Origin of the sequence: Bullifex porci (assembly GCF_009695635.1) — a bacterium.
GTDB lineage: Bacteria > Spirochaetota > Spirochaetia > Sphaerochaetales > Sphaerochaetaceae > Bullifex > Bullifex porci.
This window is the reverse complement of record NZ_VUNN01000002.1, coordinates 54,300-71,414: the sequence shown is the minus strand read 5'-3', so window position 1 is coordinate 71,414 and position 17,115 is coordinate 54,300. Positions and strand designations below refer to the sequence as shown.

General features: G+C 41.4%; 14 protein-coding genes and 2 tRNA genes. 2 read left to right on the top strand and 14 right to left on the bottom strand.

The annotated features are described in order from the left end of the window. Positions 1 to 11: 11 nt before the first annotated feature. Positions 12 to 1,307: a cation:proton antiporter gene (locus tag FYJ80_RS01580; RefSeq protein ID WP_206360914.1), complete on the bottom strand. Its 1,296-nt coding sequence runs from the start codon at positions 1,305 to 1,307 to the stop codon at positions 12 to 14. A 224-nt stretch (positions 1,308 to 1,531) separates the two neighbouring features. On the opposite strand from FYJ80_RS01580, the gene FYJ80_RS01575 reads away from it, so the two are divergent. Further along, complete coding sequence (locus tag FYJ80_RS01575) at positions 1,532 to 1,783, top strand: TIGR03905 family TSCPD domain-containing protein (protein ID WP_154424372.1); 252 nt, start codon at positions 1,532 to 1,534, stop codon at positions 1,781 to 1,783. 108 nt (positions 1,784 to 1,891) lie between these two features. Here FYJ80_RS01575 and rpsG read toward each other — a convergent pair whose 3' ends face one another. The 13 genes from rpsG to FYJ80_RS01510 all read right to left on the bottom strand — a co-directional run bounded on the left by rpsG (position 1,892) and on the right by FYJ80_RS01510 (position 14,383). Further along, positions 1,892 to 2,362, bottom strand: coding sequence for a 30S ribosomal protein S7 (gene rpsG, locus FYJ80_RS01570; protein ID WP_154424371.1), 471 nt, complete (start codon positions 2,360 to 2,362; stop codon positions 1,892 to 1,894). A 15-nt stretch (positions 2,363 to 2,377) separates the two neighbouring features. Further along, positions 2,378 to 2,752 (bottom strand): 30S ribosomal protein S12, encoded by a 375-nt coding sequence (gene rpsL, locus FYJ80_RS01565; RefSeq protein ID WP_154424370.1) that lies wholly within the window; start codon positions 2,750 to 2,752, stop codon positions 2,378 to 2,380. 144 nt (positions 2,753 to 2,896) lie between these two features. Next, positions 2,897 to 7,246, bottom strand: coding sequence for a DNA-directed RNA polymerase subunit beta' (gene rpoC, locus FYJ80_RS01560; protein WP_154424369.1), 4,350 nt, complete (start codon positions 7,244 to 7,246; stop codon positions 2,897 to 2,899). A gap of 9 nt (positions 7,247 to 7,255) precedes the next feature. Next, positions 7,256 to 10,762, bottom strand: coding sequence for a DNA-directed RNA polymerase subunit beta (gene rpoB / locus FYJ80_RS01555; RefSeq protein ID WP_154424368.1), 3,507 nt, complete (start codon positions 10,760 to 10,762; stop codon positions 7,256 to 7,258). 135 nt (positions 10,763 to 10,897) lie between these two features. Next, a complete protein-coding gene (gene rplL / locus FYJ80_RS01550; RefSeq protein ID WP_154424367.1) occupies positions 10,898 to 11,269 on the bottom strand; it encodes a 50S ribosomal protein L7/L12 in 372 nt (123 codons plus the stop codon). Between the two features lie 68 nt (positions 11,270 to 11,337). After that, positions 11,338 to 11,865 carry a 50S ribosomal protein L10 gene (gene rplJ, locus FYJ80_RS01545; protein WP_154424366.1) on the bottom strand — a complete coding sequence of 176 codons (528 nt, stop codon included), beginning with the start codon at positions 11,863 to 11,865 and terminating at the stop codon, positions 11,338 to 11,340. Positions 11,866 to 11,877: 12 nt separating this feature from the next. Next, entirely contained in the window at positions 11,878 to 12,564 is a 687-nt protein-coding gene (gene rplA, locus FYJ80_RS01540; protein WP_154424365.1) for a 50S ribosomal protein L1, read from the bottom strand. A 1-nt stretch (position 12,565) separates the two neighbouring features. Next, complete coding sequence (gene rplK / locus FYJ80_RS01535; protein WP_154424364.1) at positions 12,566 to 12,997, bottom strand: 50S ribosomal protein L11; 432 nt, start codon at positions 12,995 to 12,997, stop codon at positions 12,566 to 12,568. 196 nt (positions 12,998 to 13,193) lie between these two features. Next, positions 13,194 to 13,760, bottom strand: a complete 567-nt coding sequence (gene nusG, locus FYJ80_RS01530; protein ID WP_154424363.1) for a transcription termination/antitermination protein NusG — start codon at positions 13,758 to 13,760, stop codon at positions 13,194 to 13,196. A gap of 12 nt (positions 13,761 to 13,772) precedes the next feature. Beyond that, the gene (gene secE / locus FYJ80_RS01525; RefSeq protein WP_154424362.1) at positions 13,773 to 13,952 is read right to left on the bottom strand and encodes a preprotein translocase subunit SecE; all 180 of its coding nucleotides are present in this window, start codon (positions 13,950 to 13,952) and stop codon (positions 13,773 to 13,775) included. 33 nt (positions 13,953 to 13,985) lie between these two features. Next, a tRNA-Trp gene (locus tag FYJ80_RS01520) sits at positions 13,986 to 14,059 on the bottom strand. A 28-nt stretch (positions 14,060 to 14,087) separates the two neighbouring features. Continuing rightward, positions 14,088 to 14,267, bottom strand: coding sequence for a 50S ribosomal protein L33 (rpmG, locus tag FYJ80_RS01515; protein ID WP_154424361.1), 180 nt, complete (start codon positions 14,265 to 14,267; stop codon positions 14,088 to 14,090). 43 nt (positions 14,268 to 14,310) lie between these two features. Then, positions 14,311 to 14,383, bottom strand: a tRNA-Thr gene (locus FYJ80_RS01510). 205 nt (positions 14,384 to 14,588) lie between these two features. Here FYJ80_RS01510 and FYJ80_RS01505 point away from each other — a divergent pair. After that, positions 14,589 to 17,102 carry a glycogen/starch/alpha-glucan phosphorylase gene (locus FYJ80_RS01505; RefSeq protein WP_154424360.1) on the top strand — a complete coding sequence of 838 codons (2,514 nt, stop codon included), beginning with the start codon at positions 14,589 to 14,591 and terminating at the stop codon, positions 17,100 to 17,102. The last annotated feature ends 13 nt before the right edge of the window (positions 17,103 to 17,115 follow it).

The window sequence follows — 17,115 nt, the reverse complement described above, 5'->3', positions numbered from 1 at the left end:
TTTTAGCTTAACTATTTAATCTTAGGAGCTGGCTTAGTATCAGGCTGGTTAACCTCTCTGCTACTAACTCTACCCTCTGGCTTAATTTCTCCAGCCTGAGTAAGAGACCACTTAGTAAGTGTTGGGCCAACTAATTCGTAAATTAATACACCAAATAGAATGACACTTCTAAGCATTGTTCCATCTGCAAGGTTTGAAGCAGTTAATGCCATACCTAAGGCTACCCCTGCTTGTGGTAAAAGTGTAATACCAAGGTGTTGCTGAATTATTGGAGATGTATGCTCAAGCTTACATGAAATATATGCACCACCAATCTTACCAACAGAACGGAAGATCATATAGATAACACCAATCATGATAACAAGTGGGTTAGCAAGTACTGTTAAGTTAAGCTCTGCACCACTTAAGATAAAGAAGAGCATGTTTAATGGAGCTGTCCATCTCTCTACTCTGCTCATAAGCTCCTCACTTGTTTCACATATATTACAGAAGATAGTACCTGTAAGCATACAAACAAGTAAGAGTGAGAAGCCTACATGAACTCCTCCAACAACAAATGTCTTCTGTGAAATACCTACTGTAAGGAGTACAAATGCAACTGCAAGTGCAAGACGCTTACTTCTAGAGTGGAAATAAACCTCTAACCAATTAAGTAGTAGTCCTGCTGCAACACCTAATAGTACAGATACTCCAATTTCAATAAGTGGCTCAACTAATACTGTAATAATACTAATTGCACCTGTTTCTAATGCTGTAGCAATACCAAATGAAACAGAGAAGAGTACAAGTCCTACTGCATCATCAATAGCAACTACCATCAATAAGAGCTTTGTTAATGGACCTTCAGCTTTATATTGGCGAACAACCATTAGAGTTGCTGCTGGAGCTGTAGCAGCCGCAATAGCACCTAAGGTAATTGCTGAGGAGATAGATATAATTGAAGGGAAAATAAAATGTAGAGTAACAAGAGCAATATCTACAACTAATGTAGTAATTACAGCCTGGAGTATACCTACTGTTATAGCAGCTCTACCCATAACCTTTAAATCTTTCAACCTAAATTCATTTCCGATTGCAAAAGCAATAAAGCCAAGTGCTGTTTGGCTAATAATTTCAAGTGTACCTACTTGAGCTAGGCTTGTAAAACCAAGTCCATCAACACCTAGTTTTCCAAGACAGAATGGACCAATGATAAGTCCTGCGATTAAATATGCTGTAACAGCAGGAAGGTTAACAAGCTTTGCTAATCTTGACATCATTAAGCCTGCGATCAACGCAAAAGCGAGTGTAATAAGAATTGTATCCACATTAACCTCTTTAAATATATTTTAATAATTCCGACACATATAATAATGAGTTGTGAGTTTGTATACAACTAGGTAGCTAAAAAGTTTAACATTTGTTTGCTTAATATTTACAATTAATAAAGATAGTAATGTAAAAAATGGTATAAAGGATAAAAATTTACCATCCTCTCCTTGATTATATAGTCAAAACTATCTTACATTATTCTTAATTAAGGAGACAAATTATGGATTATCAGTATAGAACAAAAGGTACCTGCTCTCAGTTAATCGACTTTTCTATCGATGAAAATGGAAAGCTTCATAACGTAAAGTTTACAGGTGGCTGTAATGGAAACCTAAAGGGTATCGGTAAGCTTGTTGAGGGTGAGGATGCTTTAGCTGTTGCCAATAAGGTTGCTGGAACTACATGTGGCTTTAAACAGACAAGCTGTCCTGACCAGCTTGCAAAGGCAATCTTAAGCGTATTAGAAAAGTAAATTATTTTATTTTTAAGTAGGGTCTACATCATCTGTAGACCTTATTTTTTTACAAAAAAAAAGAGACAGAATTTAATCTGTCTCCTTTCATTTTCAAGGTAAGAAAAACTACCATCTGAAATGAGTAAATGCCTTGTTGGCATCTGCCATTCTGTGTGTATCTTCCTTCTTCTTGAATGCAGCACCTGTTGAGTTATATGCATCTAAGAGTTCGTTAGCGAGCTTTTCAGCCATGCTCTTACCAGAACGAGCTCTTGCAGCAGCGATGATCCATCTCATTGCAAGTGCTTCTCTTCTTGGCTCTCTGATCTCAGTAGGAACCTGGTATGTTGAACCACCAACACGGCGACTCTTTACTTCTACCATAGGCTTTACGTTATCAAGTGCCTTGTTAAAGACATCGATAGCAGCTTCACCACTCTTCTCAGCAACTGACTCTAGTGCGCTATAAATAATCTTTGAAGCAACACCCTTCTTTCCATCAACCATCATGCGGCAGATGAACTTCTCAATAACCTGGCTGTTGTAAACAGCATCTGGTGTAACAACTCTAACAGGAGTTTTTGAACCTCTTGACATTCTACTACCCTCCTATCAAGCCTTTGGCTTCTTAGCACCGTACTTAGAGCGGCTTCTCTTTCTATCTGCAACACCAAGTGTATCCTTAGAACCACGAATGATGTGATAACGTACACCAGGAAGGTCCTTTACTCTTCCACCTCTGATAAGAACAACAGAGTGTTCCTGGAGGTTATGACCGATACCAGGGATGTATGCAGTTACTTCGATTCCATTAGAGAGACGAACACGAGCAACCTTTCTCAAAGCTGAGTTAGGCTTCTTAGGTGTTACAGTCATTACTCTAGTACATGTGCCTCTCTTCTGAGGGCATCCTTCAAGAGCTGGGGACTTAGTCTTGTTCTTAAGACTTGTTCTACCCTTTCTTACAAGCTGATTAATAGTAGGCATCTTACGATACGCTCCTTAATTTATATCTCTAGGACCTTCCTCACAAGGTCCTAGAATATGCCGCACAAGCGGCATACTTCATAAAAGCTGCAGTCAGCATGAGACTTTAGCAAAAACCTCAAGATTAATGTGCCAACAGGCTAATCAATCGTCGAAGCCCTCATCGATTTCAACAGAGTCGATGTCTGCTACGTCTCCTACAACCTTCATATCTGCTAATGTTTCAGTATCAAGCTCATCATCGTCAATTTCTTCAACCTTTAGATTTTTCTTAGCCTTATCAACTGACTTCTGAAGCTCGAGTAACTTTTCGTCATCAAGGTGAATCTGTCGGTATTTCTTCATACCTGTACCAGCAGGAATGAGGTGACCGATAACAACATTCTCCTTAAGTCCTCTAAGTTCATCTTTACTACCAGCAATTGCCGCATTTGTCAAGACCTTTGTAGTCTCCTGGAATGAAGCAGCTGAAATAAATGAGTCAATAGAGAGAGAAGCTCTAGTAATACCAAGGAGAATTGGTCTTGCAACAGCTGGCTGACCACCTTCCTTAATAGTTCTTTCGTTCTCTTCTAAGAACTTATGCTTATCTACTTGCTGCTGGAAGATAAACTTTGTATCACCAACATCAAGGATCTGAACCTTTCTAAGCATCTGGCGGATAATGATACCAAGGTGCTTATCATTGATATCTACACCCTGCTGTCTATAAACCTGCTGTACCTCATCAACTAAGAAGGACTGAAGTGCATTTTCACCTAAGATATTAAGAATATCATGTGGGTCCTTAGCTCCATCACAAAGTGGTTCAGCAGCTACTACTGTATCTCCATCACGAACTAGGATGTTAGAGCCCATTGGTACGACATGCTTAAATACCTTACCAAATGCATCCTTAACATTGATAATTCTCTTACCCTTAGTAACAGCACCAATTTCAACGGTACCAGAAACCTGAGCAAGAACAGCTGGATCCTTTGGCTTTCTAGCTTCGAAGAGCTCTCCAACTCTTGGAAGACCACCAGTAATATCCTTTGTCTTTAAGGAAGCCTTAGAGAGCTTAGCAAGAACAGTACCAACACCAATCTTAGCACCCTCTTCTACCTGGAGGTATGCACCACCTGGGAGTGAGTATGTAACATCAGAGCCATCTGCTGTTCTGATAACCATTCTAGGCTGGAGGTTCTCAAGGTTATGCTCAGTAATCTTTCTTTCGACGTTACCAGTTTCCTCGTTAACCTCATTGATAAGAGTTGAACCCTCCTTGATATCAGCAAAGAGAACAGTACCTGCAACTTCACTGATGATTGGCTCACTGAATGGGTCGAATTCTACAATTGCTTCACCAACGTTAACAATTTGACCTTCCTTAACACATAAGAATGAGCCTGGAGCTACCTTATGTTCAACTGGGTTACCCATGATGAATACTCTATCACTATTTTCCATGATAATACCGTTAAATGCAGATGTGCATACGATACCATCCTTCTTATATAGCTCAGAGCCCTTAGCAACTAGAGAACCTGGCTGAGCGATTAGCTCATCGTAAAGTCCTGTAATCTCCTGGAGTACACGAGAAATCTCAACTGAACCCTTTCTTGGGAAGATCTTTCTTCCATCGAGGTCACTTGTGATTAGCATACCAGAGATCTTTCCAACAATTACAAGGTGGTCGAAGGAAAGCTTGTTAGCTTCACTTGATGCTGTAGCAGTACCACCGACGTGGAAGGTTCTCATTGTAAGCTGAGTACCTGGCTGACCGATTGACTGAGCTGCGATAGTACCAACTGCTTCACCAATATCAACTGGGCGGTTATTAGCAAGGTTTCTACCATAACACTTAGCACAAACACCATATTTAGCTTCACAGGTGAGTACAGTTCTTAAATATACTCTCTCAATTCCAGCGTCCTCAATCTTCTTAGCTGTCTCATCATCGATTTCAACGTTAGCCTTTGCAAGTACAACTGGCTTACCATTCTCATCACGAAGGAATGGGTGTACTACATCATCAACTGGGCAACGACCTGTAATTCTATCTGCAAGGTGCTCAATAATTTCATCACCTTCCTTAATAGCAGAACGCCAAATACCGTTGATTGTGTGACAGTCATCGATATTTACAACAACATCCTGTGAGATATCTACAAGTCTTCTTGTAAGATAACCAGCCTCAGCTGTCTTAAGAGCTGTATCTGAAAGACCCTTACGAGCACCGTTTGTTGAGATGAAGAACTCGATGATTGAAAGACCTTCCTTGAAGTTTGACTTAATTGGGAACTCAATGATATCACCACTAGGACGAGCCATGAGACCACGCATTGCACCAAGCTGTCTAATCTGAGTCTTACTACCACGCGCACCAGAAACAGCCATGAGGTAGAGTGGGTTAAATCCATTCTGGCTCTTTTCAAGCTGATCCATAAGTGCATCGGTAAGTTCATCATTTGTCTTTGACCAAAGACCGATAACACGGTTATATCTTTCTTCCTGTGTAATCTGACCAGAACGATACTGGCTGATAATCTGGGACTGTTCTTCGTTAGCCTTAGTAACAAGCTCCTTCTTTACATCAGGAACAATCATATCTGAAAGACCGATTGTAGCACCAAATAGGGTTGCATACTTATATCCGACATCCTTAATGGAATCGAGAAGCTCGATAGCAACAGATGCCTTATTATTCTTAATAGTTAAGCCGATAACCTTCTTAAGCTGCTTATCACCGAGGAGGTAGTTCTGGAATGGAACCCCTTCAGGAAGAGCCGCATTGAAGAGGATTCTACCAGGGGTTGTATCAAACCATGTTTTACCATCACTGATAACTGAATTACCATCCTTATCTACAATCTCAAGTCCCTTCTTGAAGCGGAACTTAATCTTTGCATTGTAGCTAACTGCATTCTGGTCAATTGCAGCTTCAATTTCAGCGATATTATTGTAGTGGTGTCCCTCTCCATGAGCGCCTGGCATATCCTTAGTTAAGTAGAAGATACCAAGTACCATATCCTGGTGAGGAGCTACAATAGGCTTACCGTTAGCTGGGTCAAGGAGGTTAGTTGCAGAGAGCATAAGTGTCCAACACTCGAGCTGAGCAGCCTGAGTAAGAGGAACGTGAATAGCCATCTGGTCACCATCGAAGTCTGCGTTGAAGGCCTGACATACAAGTGGATGGAGCTTTAAAGCCTTACCATCAACAAGTACAGGTTCAAATGCCTGAATACCTAAGCGGTGAAGTGTAGGAGCACGGTTAAGCATTACTGGGTGCTCTTTTACTACCTCATCGAGGATAGACCATACTTCTGGTGCCTCACTCTCAACTAATGTCTTAGCTCTCTTAATATTTAGAGCAACATCCTTTTGAACTAAGCGGCGCATGATAAATGGCTTATAAAGCTCAAGAGCCATCTTAGAAGGAACACCACACTGGTGAATTCTTAATTCTGGTCCTACTACAATTACAGAACGACCGGAATAGTCTACACGCTTACCAAGAAGGTTCTGACGGAATCTACCCTGCTTACCCTTAAGCATATCAGATAGTGACTTTAATGGGCGGTTTGAAGCACCCTTAACTACCTTCTTTCTCTTAGAGTTATCGAAGAGCGCATCTACAGCCTCCTGGAGCATTCTCTTCTCGTTTCTGATAATGATATCAGGAGCGTGGAGAGTAATAAGGCGCTGTAAACGGTTATTTCTGTTAATAACACGTCTATAAAGGTCGTTAAGGTCAGAGGTTGCAAATCTACCACCATCAAGCTGAACCATAGGTCTTAAATCTGGTGGAATTACTGGGATTACAGTAAGAATCATCCACTCTGGGCGGTTACCTGAATCTCTGAAATCCTCACAAACCTTAATTCTCTTTAAGAGACGAGCATCCTTTGTGTCCTTCTTTTCCTTCATCTGAGCTCTGAGCTCTTCAGAAAGGGCAACAAGGTCAAGGTTAGCAAGTAAGGTTCTAATAGCATCAGCACCCATACCTGCCTTAAAAGCATCCTCACCATACTTATCTACTGCTTCAGCATATTCCTCTTCGCTTAAGAGCTGCTTCTCTTTAAGCTCAGTGTCACCTGGATCGGTGACTACATACTTCTCATAGTAGAGTATGCTCTGAAGATTACTCTTAGAGATATCTAGTAATAGAGACATTCTTGAAGGAACGCTTCTATAATACCAAATATGTGATACAGGAGAAGCGAGATTAATGTGACCCATTCTCTCTCTTCTTACCTTTGTATTTGTTACTTCAACACCACAGCGGTCACAGACCATACCCTTATAACGGATGGACTTAAATTTACCGCAATAGCATTCCCACTCCTTAGTGGTACCAAATATTCTTTCACAGAAAAGACCATCTTTTTCCGGGCGGAGTGTACGATAGTTAATTGTTTCTGGCTTCTTTACTTCGCCATATGACCAAGCTCTGATTTGCTCAGGGGAAGCAAGTCTGATCTGTATGCTGTCAAAATCTTGAATCTCTTTCATCCTATCCTCCTAGATGGATCCCTTTTCCTTCTTGTCGAGAAGCTCTTCCTCACGCTCTGTAAGTGGAACCTGTCTACCGTTTGAATCATAAACGCTCATATCGAGAGCAAGACCTCTGATTTCCTGAACGAGTACATTAAATGCCTCAGGCATACCTGCATTCTGAGCTGGTTCACCCTTAACGATAGATTCATAAATCTTTACTCTTCCGTTCATATCATCGGACTTAATAGTCAAGAGCTCCTGTAGAGTATTAGCAGCACCATATGCTTCAAGTGCCCATACTTCCATTTCTCCGAGTCTCTGACCACCGAACTGAGCCTTACCACCAAGAGGCTGCTGAGTAACAAGTGAATAAGGACCTGTTGAACGAGCATGCATCTTATCATCAACGAGGTGGTGTAGCTTGAGGTAGTAGATGTAACCACAGAATACTGGGTTTACAAATGGAACACCAGTACGACCATCCATAAGCTTAGTCTTACTTGTTACAGGAAGACCTGCTTCCTTCATCTTATCCTCGATCTGCTGCATTGAAGCTGACTGGAATACTGGTGATGAATACCACTCATCAAGCTTAACAGCTGCCCAACCAAGCTGAGTTTCCATGAGCTGACCGATGTTCATTCGTGATGGTACACCGAGAGGGTTGAGACATACATCGAGTGGAGTACCATCTTCCATGTATGGCATATCCTCTTCAGGAAGAATTCTTGAAACGACACCCTTATTTCCGTGACGACCAGCCATCTTATCGCCCTGAGTAAGCTTTCTCTTAATTGCGATTAATACTGTAACAGTCTCATCAACACCAGGAGGAAGCTCATCCTTCTCACTCTTCTTCATTCTATGGATATCAATAACTGTACCCTCTGTACCGTGAGGAACCTTAAGAGAGGTATCTCTTACCTCCTTAGCCTTCTCACCGAAGATAGAGTTTAGAAGCTTAAACTCTGGAGTTGTATCTGATTCACTCTTTGGAGTTACCTTACCAACAAGGATACTACCTGGGCGAACATAGGTACCAATTGTTACAATACCCTCACTATCGAGGTTAGCAACTGCTCTCTCGCTAGTATTAGGAATATCGCGTGTAAGTCTTTCTGGACCAAGCTTTGTCTCACGAATATCGATAGAGAACTCTTTAATATGGATAGAGGTATAAATATCCTCTCTAACAACACGCTCACTGATTAATACAGCATCCTCGTAGTTATATCCGTTCCAAGGAACGAATCCTACAAGAATATTGCGTCCAAGAGCAAGCTCACCATTTTGAGTAGCAGGACCATCTGCGAGGACAGTACCCTTCTCTACCTTCTGACCAACAGATACGATAGTCTTCTGATTTAAGCAGGTATCGTTGTTTGTTCTCTCGAACTTATGGATGTGGTATGTATCTACCTCACCCTCGATCTCACATTCAGCCTTATTAACCTTAATTCTTATCTCAGTAGCAGAAGCATAAACAACCTCACCACCTCTCTTAGCCTTAACTAAGACGCCAGAGTCATAGGCTGACTTACCTTCCATACCTGTACCAACACGTGGAGCCTCAGGGAATACAAGTGGTACTGCCTGACGCTGCATGTTTGAACCCATGAGTGCACGGTTAGCATCGTCGTGTTCAAGGAAAGGAATTAAGGATGCAGCAACTGAGATTACCTGCTTTGGTGATACGTCCATGAACTGTACGTCCTTTGGAGAACGTGTTGAGTAATCACCCTGGTGACGAACAGGAACTTCCTTATCGATGAAGTTACCATCCTTATCTACCTTAGCAGAAGCCTGAGCGATGTAGTATTTCTCTTCATCATTAGCATCGAGGTAGCATACTGTCTTTGTTGCAATACCATTCTCAACCTTGCGGTATGGAGTCTCTAAGAAACCATATTCATTAATTCTTGTATAGTTAGCAAGAGAAACGATAAGACCGATGTTTGGACCTTCAGGTGTTTCGATAGGACACATTCTACCATAGTGGGTATAGTGTACATCACGAACCTCGAAGCCTGCGCGGTCTCTTGAAAGACCACCTGGACCAAGAGCATTAAGTCTTCTCTTGTGAGTAAGCTCTGCAAGTGGGTTTACCTGATCCATGAACTGAGAAAGCTGTGATGAACCAAAGAACTCCTTAATTGCAGCAACAATTGGCTTAATTGAGATTACTTCCTGTGGCTTTACAGATGATTCATTCTCAAGATTCATTCTCTCACGAGCAATTCTCTCCATTCTTGAGAAAGCAGCATTAAGCTGTGTCTGTAAAAGCTCACCTACAGATCTAACACGTCTATTTCCAAGGTGATCGATATCATCAACGTTTGCCTCTCTATTATATACCTTAATTAAGAAGCCCATTGTGTTAACAATATCCTGAGGAGTTAGAACTGTAAGGTCTGTATTCATCTCCTCATCAGGAGATGCAAACTTCTTATAGAACTTATAACGACCAACCTTACCAAGATCATATCTCTTTTCAGAGAAGAACATCTCAGGTAGATCTCTTTCAGCTCTCTCCATAGCGATCATTTCGCCTGGCATGAGAACCTGATAAATTACAGATAAGTACTCTTCCTTAGAAGGCTCGTCCTCACCTTCACTTGTATATTTTGTTGATTCATACTCGAGACAGTTGAGGATAATCTCTGAGTGGAGAGTATCATCACTCTTCATATCTACGACATCAACAGATGTGATACCACATGCAAGGAGGTTATCAATTTCGTGTGGGTGTAGCATATCACCAGCACGTACAATCTTCTTTTCCTCTCCATCTACAACTGCATAGATATCCTTATAGGAATAGCGGTTCTCCGCTTCCTCTCTATTTTCACTACTTAAAGCAATAGTTTCGCTCTTATAGAATGCGCTAACGATCTTCTCTCTAGTATCAACACCAATAGCTCTCAAGAAGAGAGTACCGAGGATACGCTTCTTTCTATCGATCTTCGCACAAATGATATTCTTCTTCTCATCAATTTCAAATTCGAGCCATGAGCCACGATATGGGATGATTCTTGAAGAATAAACACCCTTTTCTACCTGGAAAATAACACCAGGAGAACGGTGGATCTGAGAAACGACAACTCTTTCAGCACCATTAATGATAAATGTGCCTCTGTCTGTCATGATAGGGATATCACCAAAGAATATCTCCTTCTCTCTAATTTCTCCATTCTTAAGCTCTAGATTAATTCTAGCCTTAACTGGTACACAATATGAACGGCCCTTTTTCTTACACTCATCCTCAGTATACTTAATACCATCAAAATCTAGTGTATATCCATCGTAGCCTAAAGTCATCTCACCATTCGGACTTACGATAGGAAAGGTGTTCCTAAAAACTGCCTCAAGGCCAAATCTTGGATCAGGTTCTGCACCTTCCTTAAGTTTATCCAGTTGCAGGAATCTCTCATAACTATCTAGCTGAACTCCGATAAGGTTCGGTAGCTCACAGACTTCCTGGAAATCGGAACCAATATATTTACGTTCAATGACTTTGCCTCTGGCAACCATCAATGTACCCTCCAAAATTGGTGGAAAAACCACCTAAATTTAACTGTTTATAAAAGACAGATTATGCCACCAAGGGTATTTCCCCCCGATGGCACCTCCAGTAGAGGCTCGTAGTTAGAGCCTCCATAAGGATAATTATTTTACTTCGATTACACAGCCAGCAGCTTCGAGCTTCTCTTTCATAGCCTTAGCTTCGTCCTTGCTGACACCTTCTTTTAATACACCGCCGTTCTCGCAGAGTTCCTTAGCTTCCTTGAGGCCAAGACCTGTAATAGCACGAACTTCCTTGATACAAGCGATCTTCTTAGCAGCGTCAACACTCTTAAGAGTTACGTTGAACTCTGTCTGCTCTTCAACAGCCTCAGCAGCTGCAGCAGCAGGACCAGCAGCAACTGCAGCAGCTGCTGCAACAACGCCGAACTTCTCTTCCATCATCTTGATGAGATCAGCAACTTCCATTACTGACATCTGTGCAATTGATTCCAAAATTTCTTCTTTAGTAGCCATATTATCTTCTCCTATAAGATATTTTTCACGATCTAGCAGGTTACGTATTAACGAAGACTATGATCGTATTATTCGTTGTCAGAGGTAGCAACGCCACCCTTTGATTCGACATACGCAAGCAATGTAGCAGCGAGCTTCTGAACTGGAGCCTTCATTGTACCCATTAAGGAAGCAATAAGCTCGAGCTTTGTTGGGAGCTTGCTGAGTGCTTCAACTTCATCTACACTCATGAGTTCGCCATCAATTAAAGCGCCTTTAACTTGCATAGGTGCACCATTCTTGATTGCTTCGAAAAGTGCTTTAGCAACTACGTTTGATTCATCACCCTTTGCGAGAGCGACAGCAGTTGGGCCAACCATCTGCTCTTCAGCGCCACCCTTACCAAGATCCTTCATTGCAATCTTTGCAAAGCGGTTCTTAATAACGCGGTACTGAGCATCGTTCTTTCTGAGAGCTGTCCTAAGCTCTGTAATCTGAGCTACAGTCATACCTCTATAATCTGTAAAGATATAACCGTTGTATCCCTCAAATTCATCCTTAAGAGCCTTTACTGCATCTTCCTTAGCAGGGGTAATACGTGTCTGATAATTTTCCATACGTTTTCCTCCTTACTTGCTCTGAAGAGCTTTAAAGTCAACATGAACACCAGGGCCCATGGTTGAAGAGAGTGCTACAGAGAGAACAAATTCACCCTTAGCATCAACAGGCTTCTTTCTCATGATTTCATCAAGTGTTGCCTGAGCGTTTTCAGCAATCTTCTCTGCGTCCATGTTTACCTTACCGATAGCAAGGTGAACAACACCTGTCTTATCAGCGCGGAACTCTACACGACCTTTATTTAATTCAGCAAGAGCTTCCTTAATATCAAATGTAACTGTGTGAGTCTTTGGGTTAGGCATTAAACCACGTCTACCAAGGATAGGACCGAGACGACCTACATCCTTCATCATGTCAGGAGTTGCGACAGCGACATCGAAATCCATCCAACCTGAGCGAACCTTTTCGATAAGCTCTGTATCACCTACATATGCAGCACCTGCATCGAGGGCTTCCTGAGCCTTATCACCCTTAGCGAAGACGAGAATCTTCTTCTGAGCCTGGAACTGGTTTGGAAGAACAACGGTATCACGGACTGTCTGGCTCTTCTTGAGCTGAAGACAAACTGAAATCTCAACTGTTTCCGTGAACTTAGCGAAGGAGCAGTCCTTGACTAATTTTGCAGCATCTAAGAGAGAATAAAGCTGATTTCTATCTACCTTCTTAGCTGCTTCCTGATATTTCTTACCTCTTTTCATCTTACTTCTCCACCTCTACGCCCATTGAGCGTGCTGTACCTGCAACGATCTTCTTTGCTGCTTCAATATCGAATGCATTAAGATCAGGAAGCTTTGTAGTAGCGATCTCTGTAAGCTGAGCCTGAGTGAGCTTTCCTACCTTTGTCTTGTTAGGAGTACCACTACCGCTCTGTAAGCCAAGGGCTTTCTTAATGAGAACAGCTGCTGGTGGTGTTTTGAGGATAAAAGAGAAGCTCTTATCCGCATAAACTGTAATGATAACTGGGAGGATAAGTCCAGGTTCATAACCTTTAGTCTTGTCATTGAACTGCTGAACAAACTGTGGGGCACTGACACCATGAGGGCCGAGAGCCGGTCCGATTGGTGGTGCCGGTGTAGCCTTCTGTGCAGGACACTGCAACTTAATAACTGCAGTAACCTTCTTCTTTGCCATTTTCTTTCTCCTTACGTCAGAGTCTGGTCTGAGTTGACCGATATAAGCGGGACTCTGCGCTGGTATTAACGCCAGTCATACGATCTGGCTCCCACCCGGTTGAGCTATTGCCCAAGCGGGGAGTAAACGATTTTAGCTTGACGATGTCAAAAAACAAATGTAAGACGGCGTCAAGAACCCGTCTTAGCAATGATATTTAGAGAACTACCTTCTCAACCTGTAAGAATTCAACCTCTACAGGTGTTGAACGACCAAAGATTTGGACAGAAACTCTGAGCTTATTCTTTACAGAATCAATCTCTTCGATGGTACCAGAGAATGATTCAAATGGACCATCAACAATCTTAACCTCTTCTCCAACTTGGAAGTTCTGTTTTGGCTTAAATACCTTTTCTGTAGGTACTTCACCTGTCTTCTGCATGATGTCCTTCATCTCTGCAGCAGAAAGTGGCTGTGGTTTTCTGCCATCCATAGCACTAACAAAGCCGGTAACACCTTGGATTCTCTTAATCTTTGAATATGTATTCTTCCAAGTAGCATCTTCAGGGAAATCAATCTCAACGAGGATATAGCCAGGGAGGAGCTTATGCTTAACCTCCTTCTTCTTACCGTCCTTTATTTCTGTTACAGTTTCCATTGGAACCTTAACATCAGTTACGATAAGAGCGAAGTCATCATCCATCTCGCGTAATTTCATGATTGTTCTCTGGATCTTCTGTTCATATCCGGAGTATGTGTGTACTATGTACCAACCTTTCGCCATTATTATTACCTACTAGAAAATTAAGAAGATACCCTTCAAGAGAAGGAAATCAACAAGGCCAAGGATAAGAGCAAATACTACTGTAGAGATAATAACAATCTTTGTTGACTGGAAAACCATCTGACGGTTAGGCCATGAGACCTTTTTCATCTCGAGGTAACATTCCTTGAAGTATTTAACAATTTTCTTCATCTTATTTTCTCCCAATTTGTTTCAAGGTACCTGCAGGCCAAGTAGGATTCGAACCTACAACACCCGGTTTTGGAGACCAGTGCTCTAGCCGTTGGAGCTATTGACCTGCAGGTACCTTGACGTACCCTTATAATCTTATTTGATTTTTGTCTCTCTGTGAAGAGTGTGCTTTCTCTCAAAAGGACAATACTTCATGAGCTCAAGCTTATTTGGTGTATTACGACGATTTTTCTCTGTAGTATAGTTCTTCTGCTTACACTCTGTGCACTGAAGAGCAATTTTCTCTACTGGACCTTTCTTCTTTGAACTTGCCATACCAATATATCTCCTCGGTTATTACCGTTCTTTTCTCTTATCGAGCCCTCGAGCGGATTTGAACCGCTGACCCCCACCTTACCATGGTGGTGCTCTACCGACTGAGCTACAAGGGCACAAATATACACTTATCCGACTATGTCGAACATGCAGAAGATAATGTATCAGAATATTTCATATTTTGTCAATATATCAAAAAAATTATTCTTTTAATATATTTCTTCTCGAGTTTATTTTTATTTACATTAGTTTAGTACTTGCTTAATTTACAAAAAATTATCTATATTAAAATTCGTTGATTTTTACAAATTAGGAGATAATATGGCCAACGAAATTCGTACAAAATACGGACACACTGCCAAAGACATCGCACAGGATTTTGCAGAGCAATTAAAATATACTCTCGATGCAGATACTTATCATGTAGATGATCAAGCTAAATATCAGGCTGCAGTGCTGGCAATCCGTGATAGGATAATCCACCAGTGGGATCTCTCCAGAAAAACTCAGAGAGCGAAGAGCGCTAAGAGGGTCTACTACCTTTCACTAGAATTCCTCATGGGTAGAGCTATGACCAACAACATCATCAACCTTGGTATTGAAAAGCAGGTTAAGGATGCTTTTGCTTCTCTTGGATATCAATTTGAAGAGCTTGCAGATATTGAACCAGATGCAGGCCTTGGTAATGGTGGTTTAGGACGTCTTGCAGCATGCTTCCTCGATAGCTTAGCAACTCTAGAGCTTCCAGCTTATGGCTATGGTATTAGATATAATTATGGTATCTTTAAGCAGCAAATTAGAAATGGCTGGCAGGCAGAGCTCCCAGATAACTGGCTTGAAAACGGAAATCCTTGGGAAGTAAAGAGACCTTCTATCGTATACCCAGTATATTTTGGTGGTGAGGTAAAGGTTATCAGAGAAAATGGAAAGGATATCTATAAGTGGGTTCCAGCTGAACAGGTAAATGGTATGGCTTACGACACACCAATTATTGGCTACGGTGGTAAGACTATCAACACACTTCGTCTCTGGTCTGCAATGTCACCAGCTGAATTCAGCTTCCAGGAGTTTAACTCAGGTGATTACACAGAAGCAGTAAGAAACAAGATTAATGCAGAGAATATCTCACAGGTTCTCTACCCTAATGATACTCTTTATATGGGTAAGGAGCTAAGATTAAAGCAGCAGTACTTCTTTGTTGCGTGCTCAGTTGCAGATATCGTTAGAAGATTTAAGAGAAATCCTAACTACAATTGGAAGAACTTCCCTAATGAAGCAGCTATCCAGCTTAACGATACTCACCCATCAATTACAGTTCCAGAGCTAATGAGAGTACTCATCGACCTAGAGGGACTCGAGTGGGATGAGGCTTGGGATATTACAGTTAAAACTCTTGGATATACAAACCACACATTGATGCCAGAAGCACTTGAAAAGTGGTCAGTACCAATGCTTGGTTCAATTCTCCCAAGACACCTCCAGATCATCTATGAAATAAATCATCGCTTCCTCCAGAAGGCTGTAGCATTCTTCCCATTCCAAAATGACAAGATTGCAAAGGTTTCTATTATCGAGGAATCAAATCCTAAGATGATTAGAATGGCTAACCTTTCTATTATTGGTACTCACTCAACAAACGGTGTTGCAGCACTCCACTCAGAGCTTCTCAAGACTAGTATGTTCCCTGAGTTTAACCAAATCTACCCAGAAAGATTTAATAATAAGACTAATGGTATTACACAGCGCCGTTGGCTCTTAGATGCAAACCCATTACTTGCTAAAAAGATTACAGAAGTAATTGGTGATGGCTGGATTACAGACTTTAGCCAAATTGCTAACCTTAAGAGCTATGCAGATGATGCTGCCTTCAGAGAGGACTTTAATAAGATTAAAAGAAGTGCTAAGGAAACAGCAGCAGCATTCCTCAAGAAGGATTGTGGTATCATTGTAGACCCATCTACCCTATTTGATGTTCAGGTTAAGCGTATTCACGAGTATAAGAGACAGCTAATGAATATCTTTAACGTTATCTTAATCTATTCAAGAATGAAGGAAGATAAGGCTTATAGAGAATCATTCCCACCTACAACCTTCTTATTTGGTGGTAAGGCTGCTCCTGGATATGTTAATGCTAAGCTTATTATTAAGTTTATTAATAACGTTGCAGCAGTTATCAACTCTGACCCACAGGTTAATAAGAGCTTACAGGTATTCTTCATGCCTAACTACCGTGTAACAATGGCTGAAAAGGTTATCCCAGCTACTAACATCTCAGAGCAGATCTCAACAGCAGGTCTTGAGGCTAGTGGTACAGGTAACATGAAGTTCATGATCAACGGTGCTCTCACAATGGGTACTCTCGATGGTGCAAACGTTGAAATCCAGGAAGAGGCTGGCGCAGAGAACTGCTTTATCTTCGGTCATACTGAGGATGAAATCACAGCTCTTAAGAATAATGGCTACAACCCAATGGACTGGGTAAATAAGGATGCAGAAATCAAGAAGGCTGTTGATCTAGTTACCTCTGGTCACTTCAACGTTAGTGAGCCAAATATCTTTGAGCCACTCTTAAGATCCCTATTTGAATATGGTGATAAGTATTGTATCTTTGCTGATCTTAGAATGTATAACGACATGCATAACAAAGCTACAGATCTTTACAAGAATAATATTGATGAATGGAATAAGAAGGCTATCATCAATATTGCTTCTTCAAGTAAGTTCTCTTCAGATAGAACAATCCTTGAGTATGCAAATGAGATTTGGAAAGTTAAGAAGTGTCCTGTTAAGAAGAGCAAGACAGATAGTGCCCTTGAGGATGCTAAAAACAACTAATAAATAGCCTATG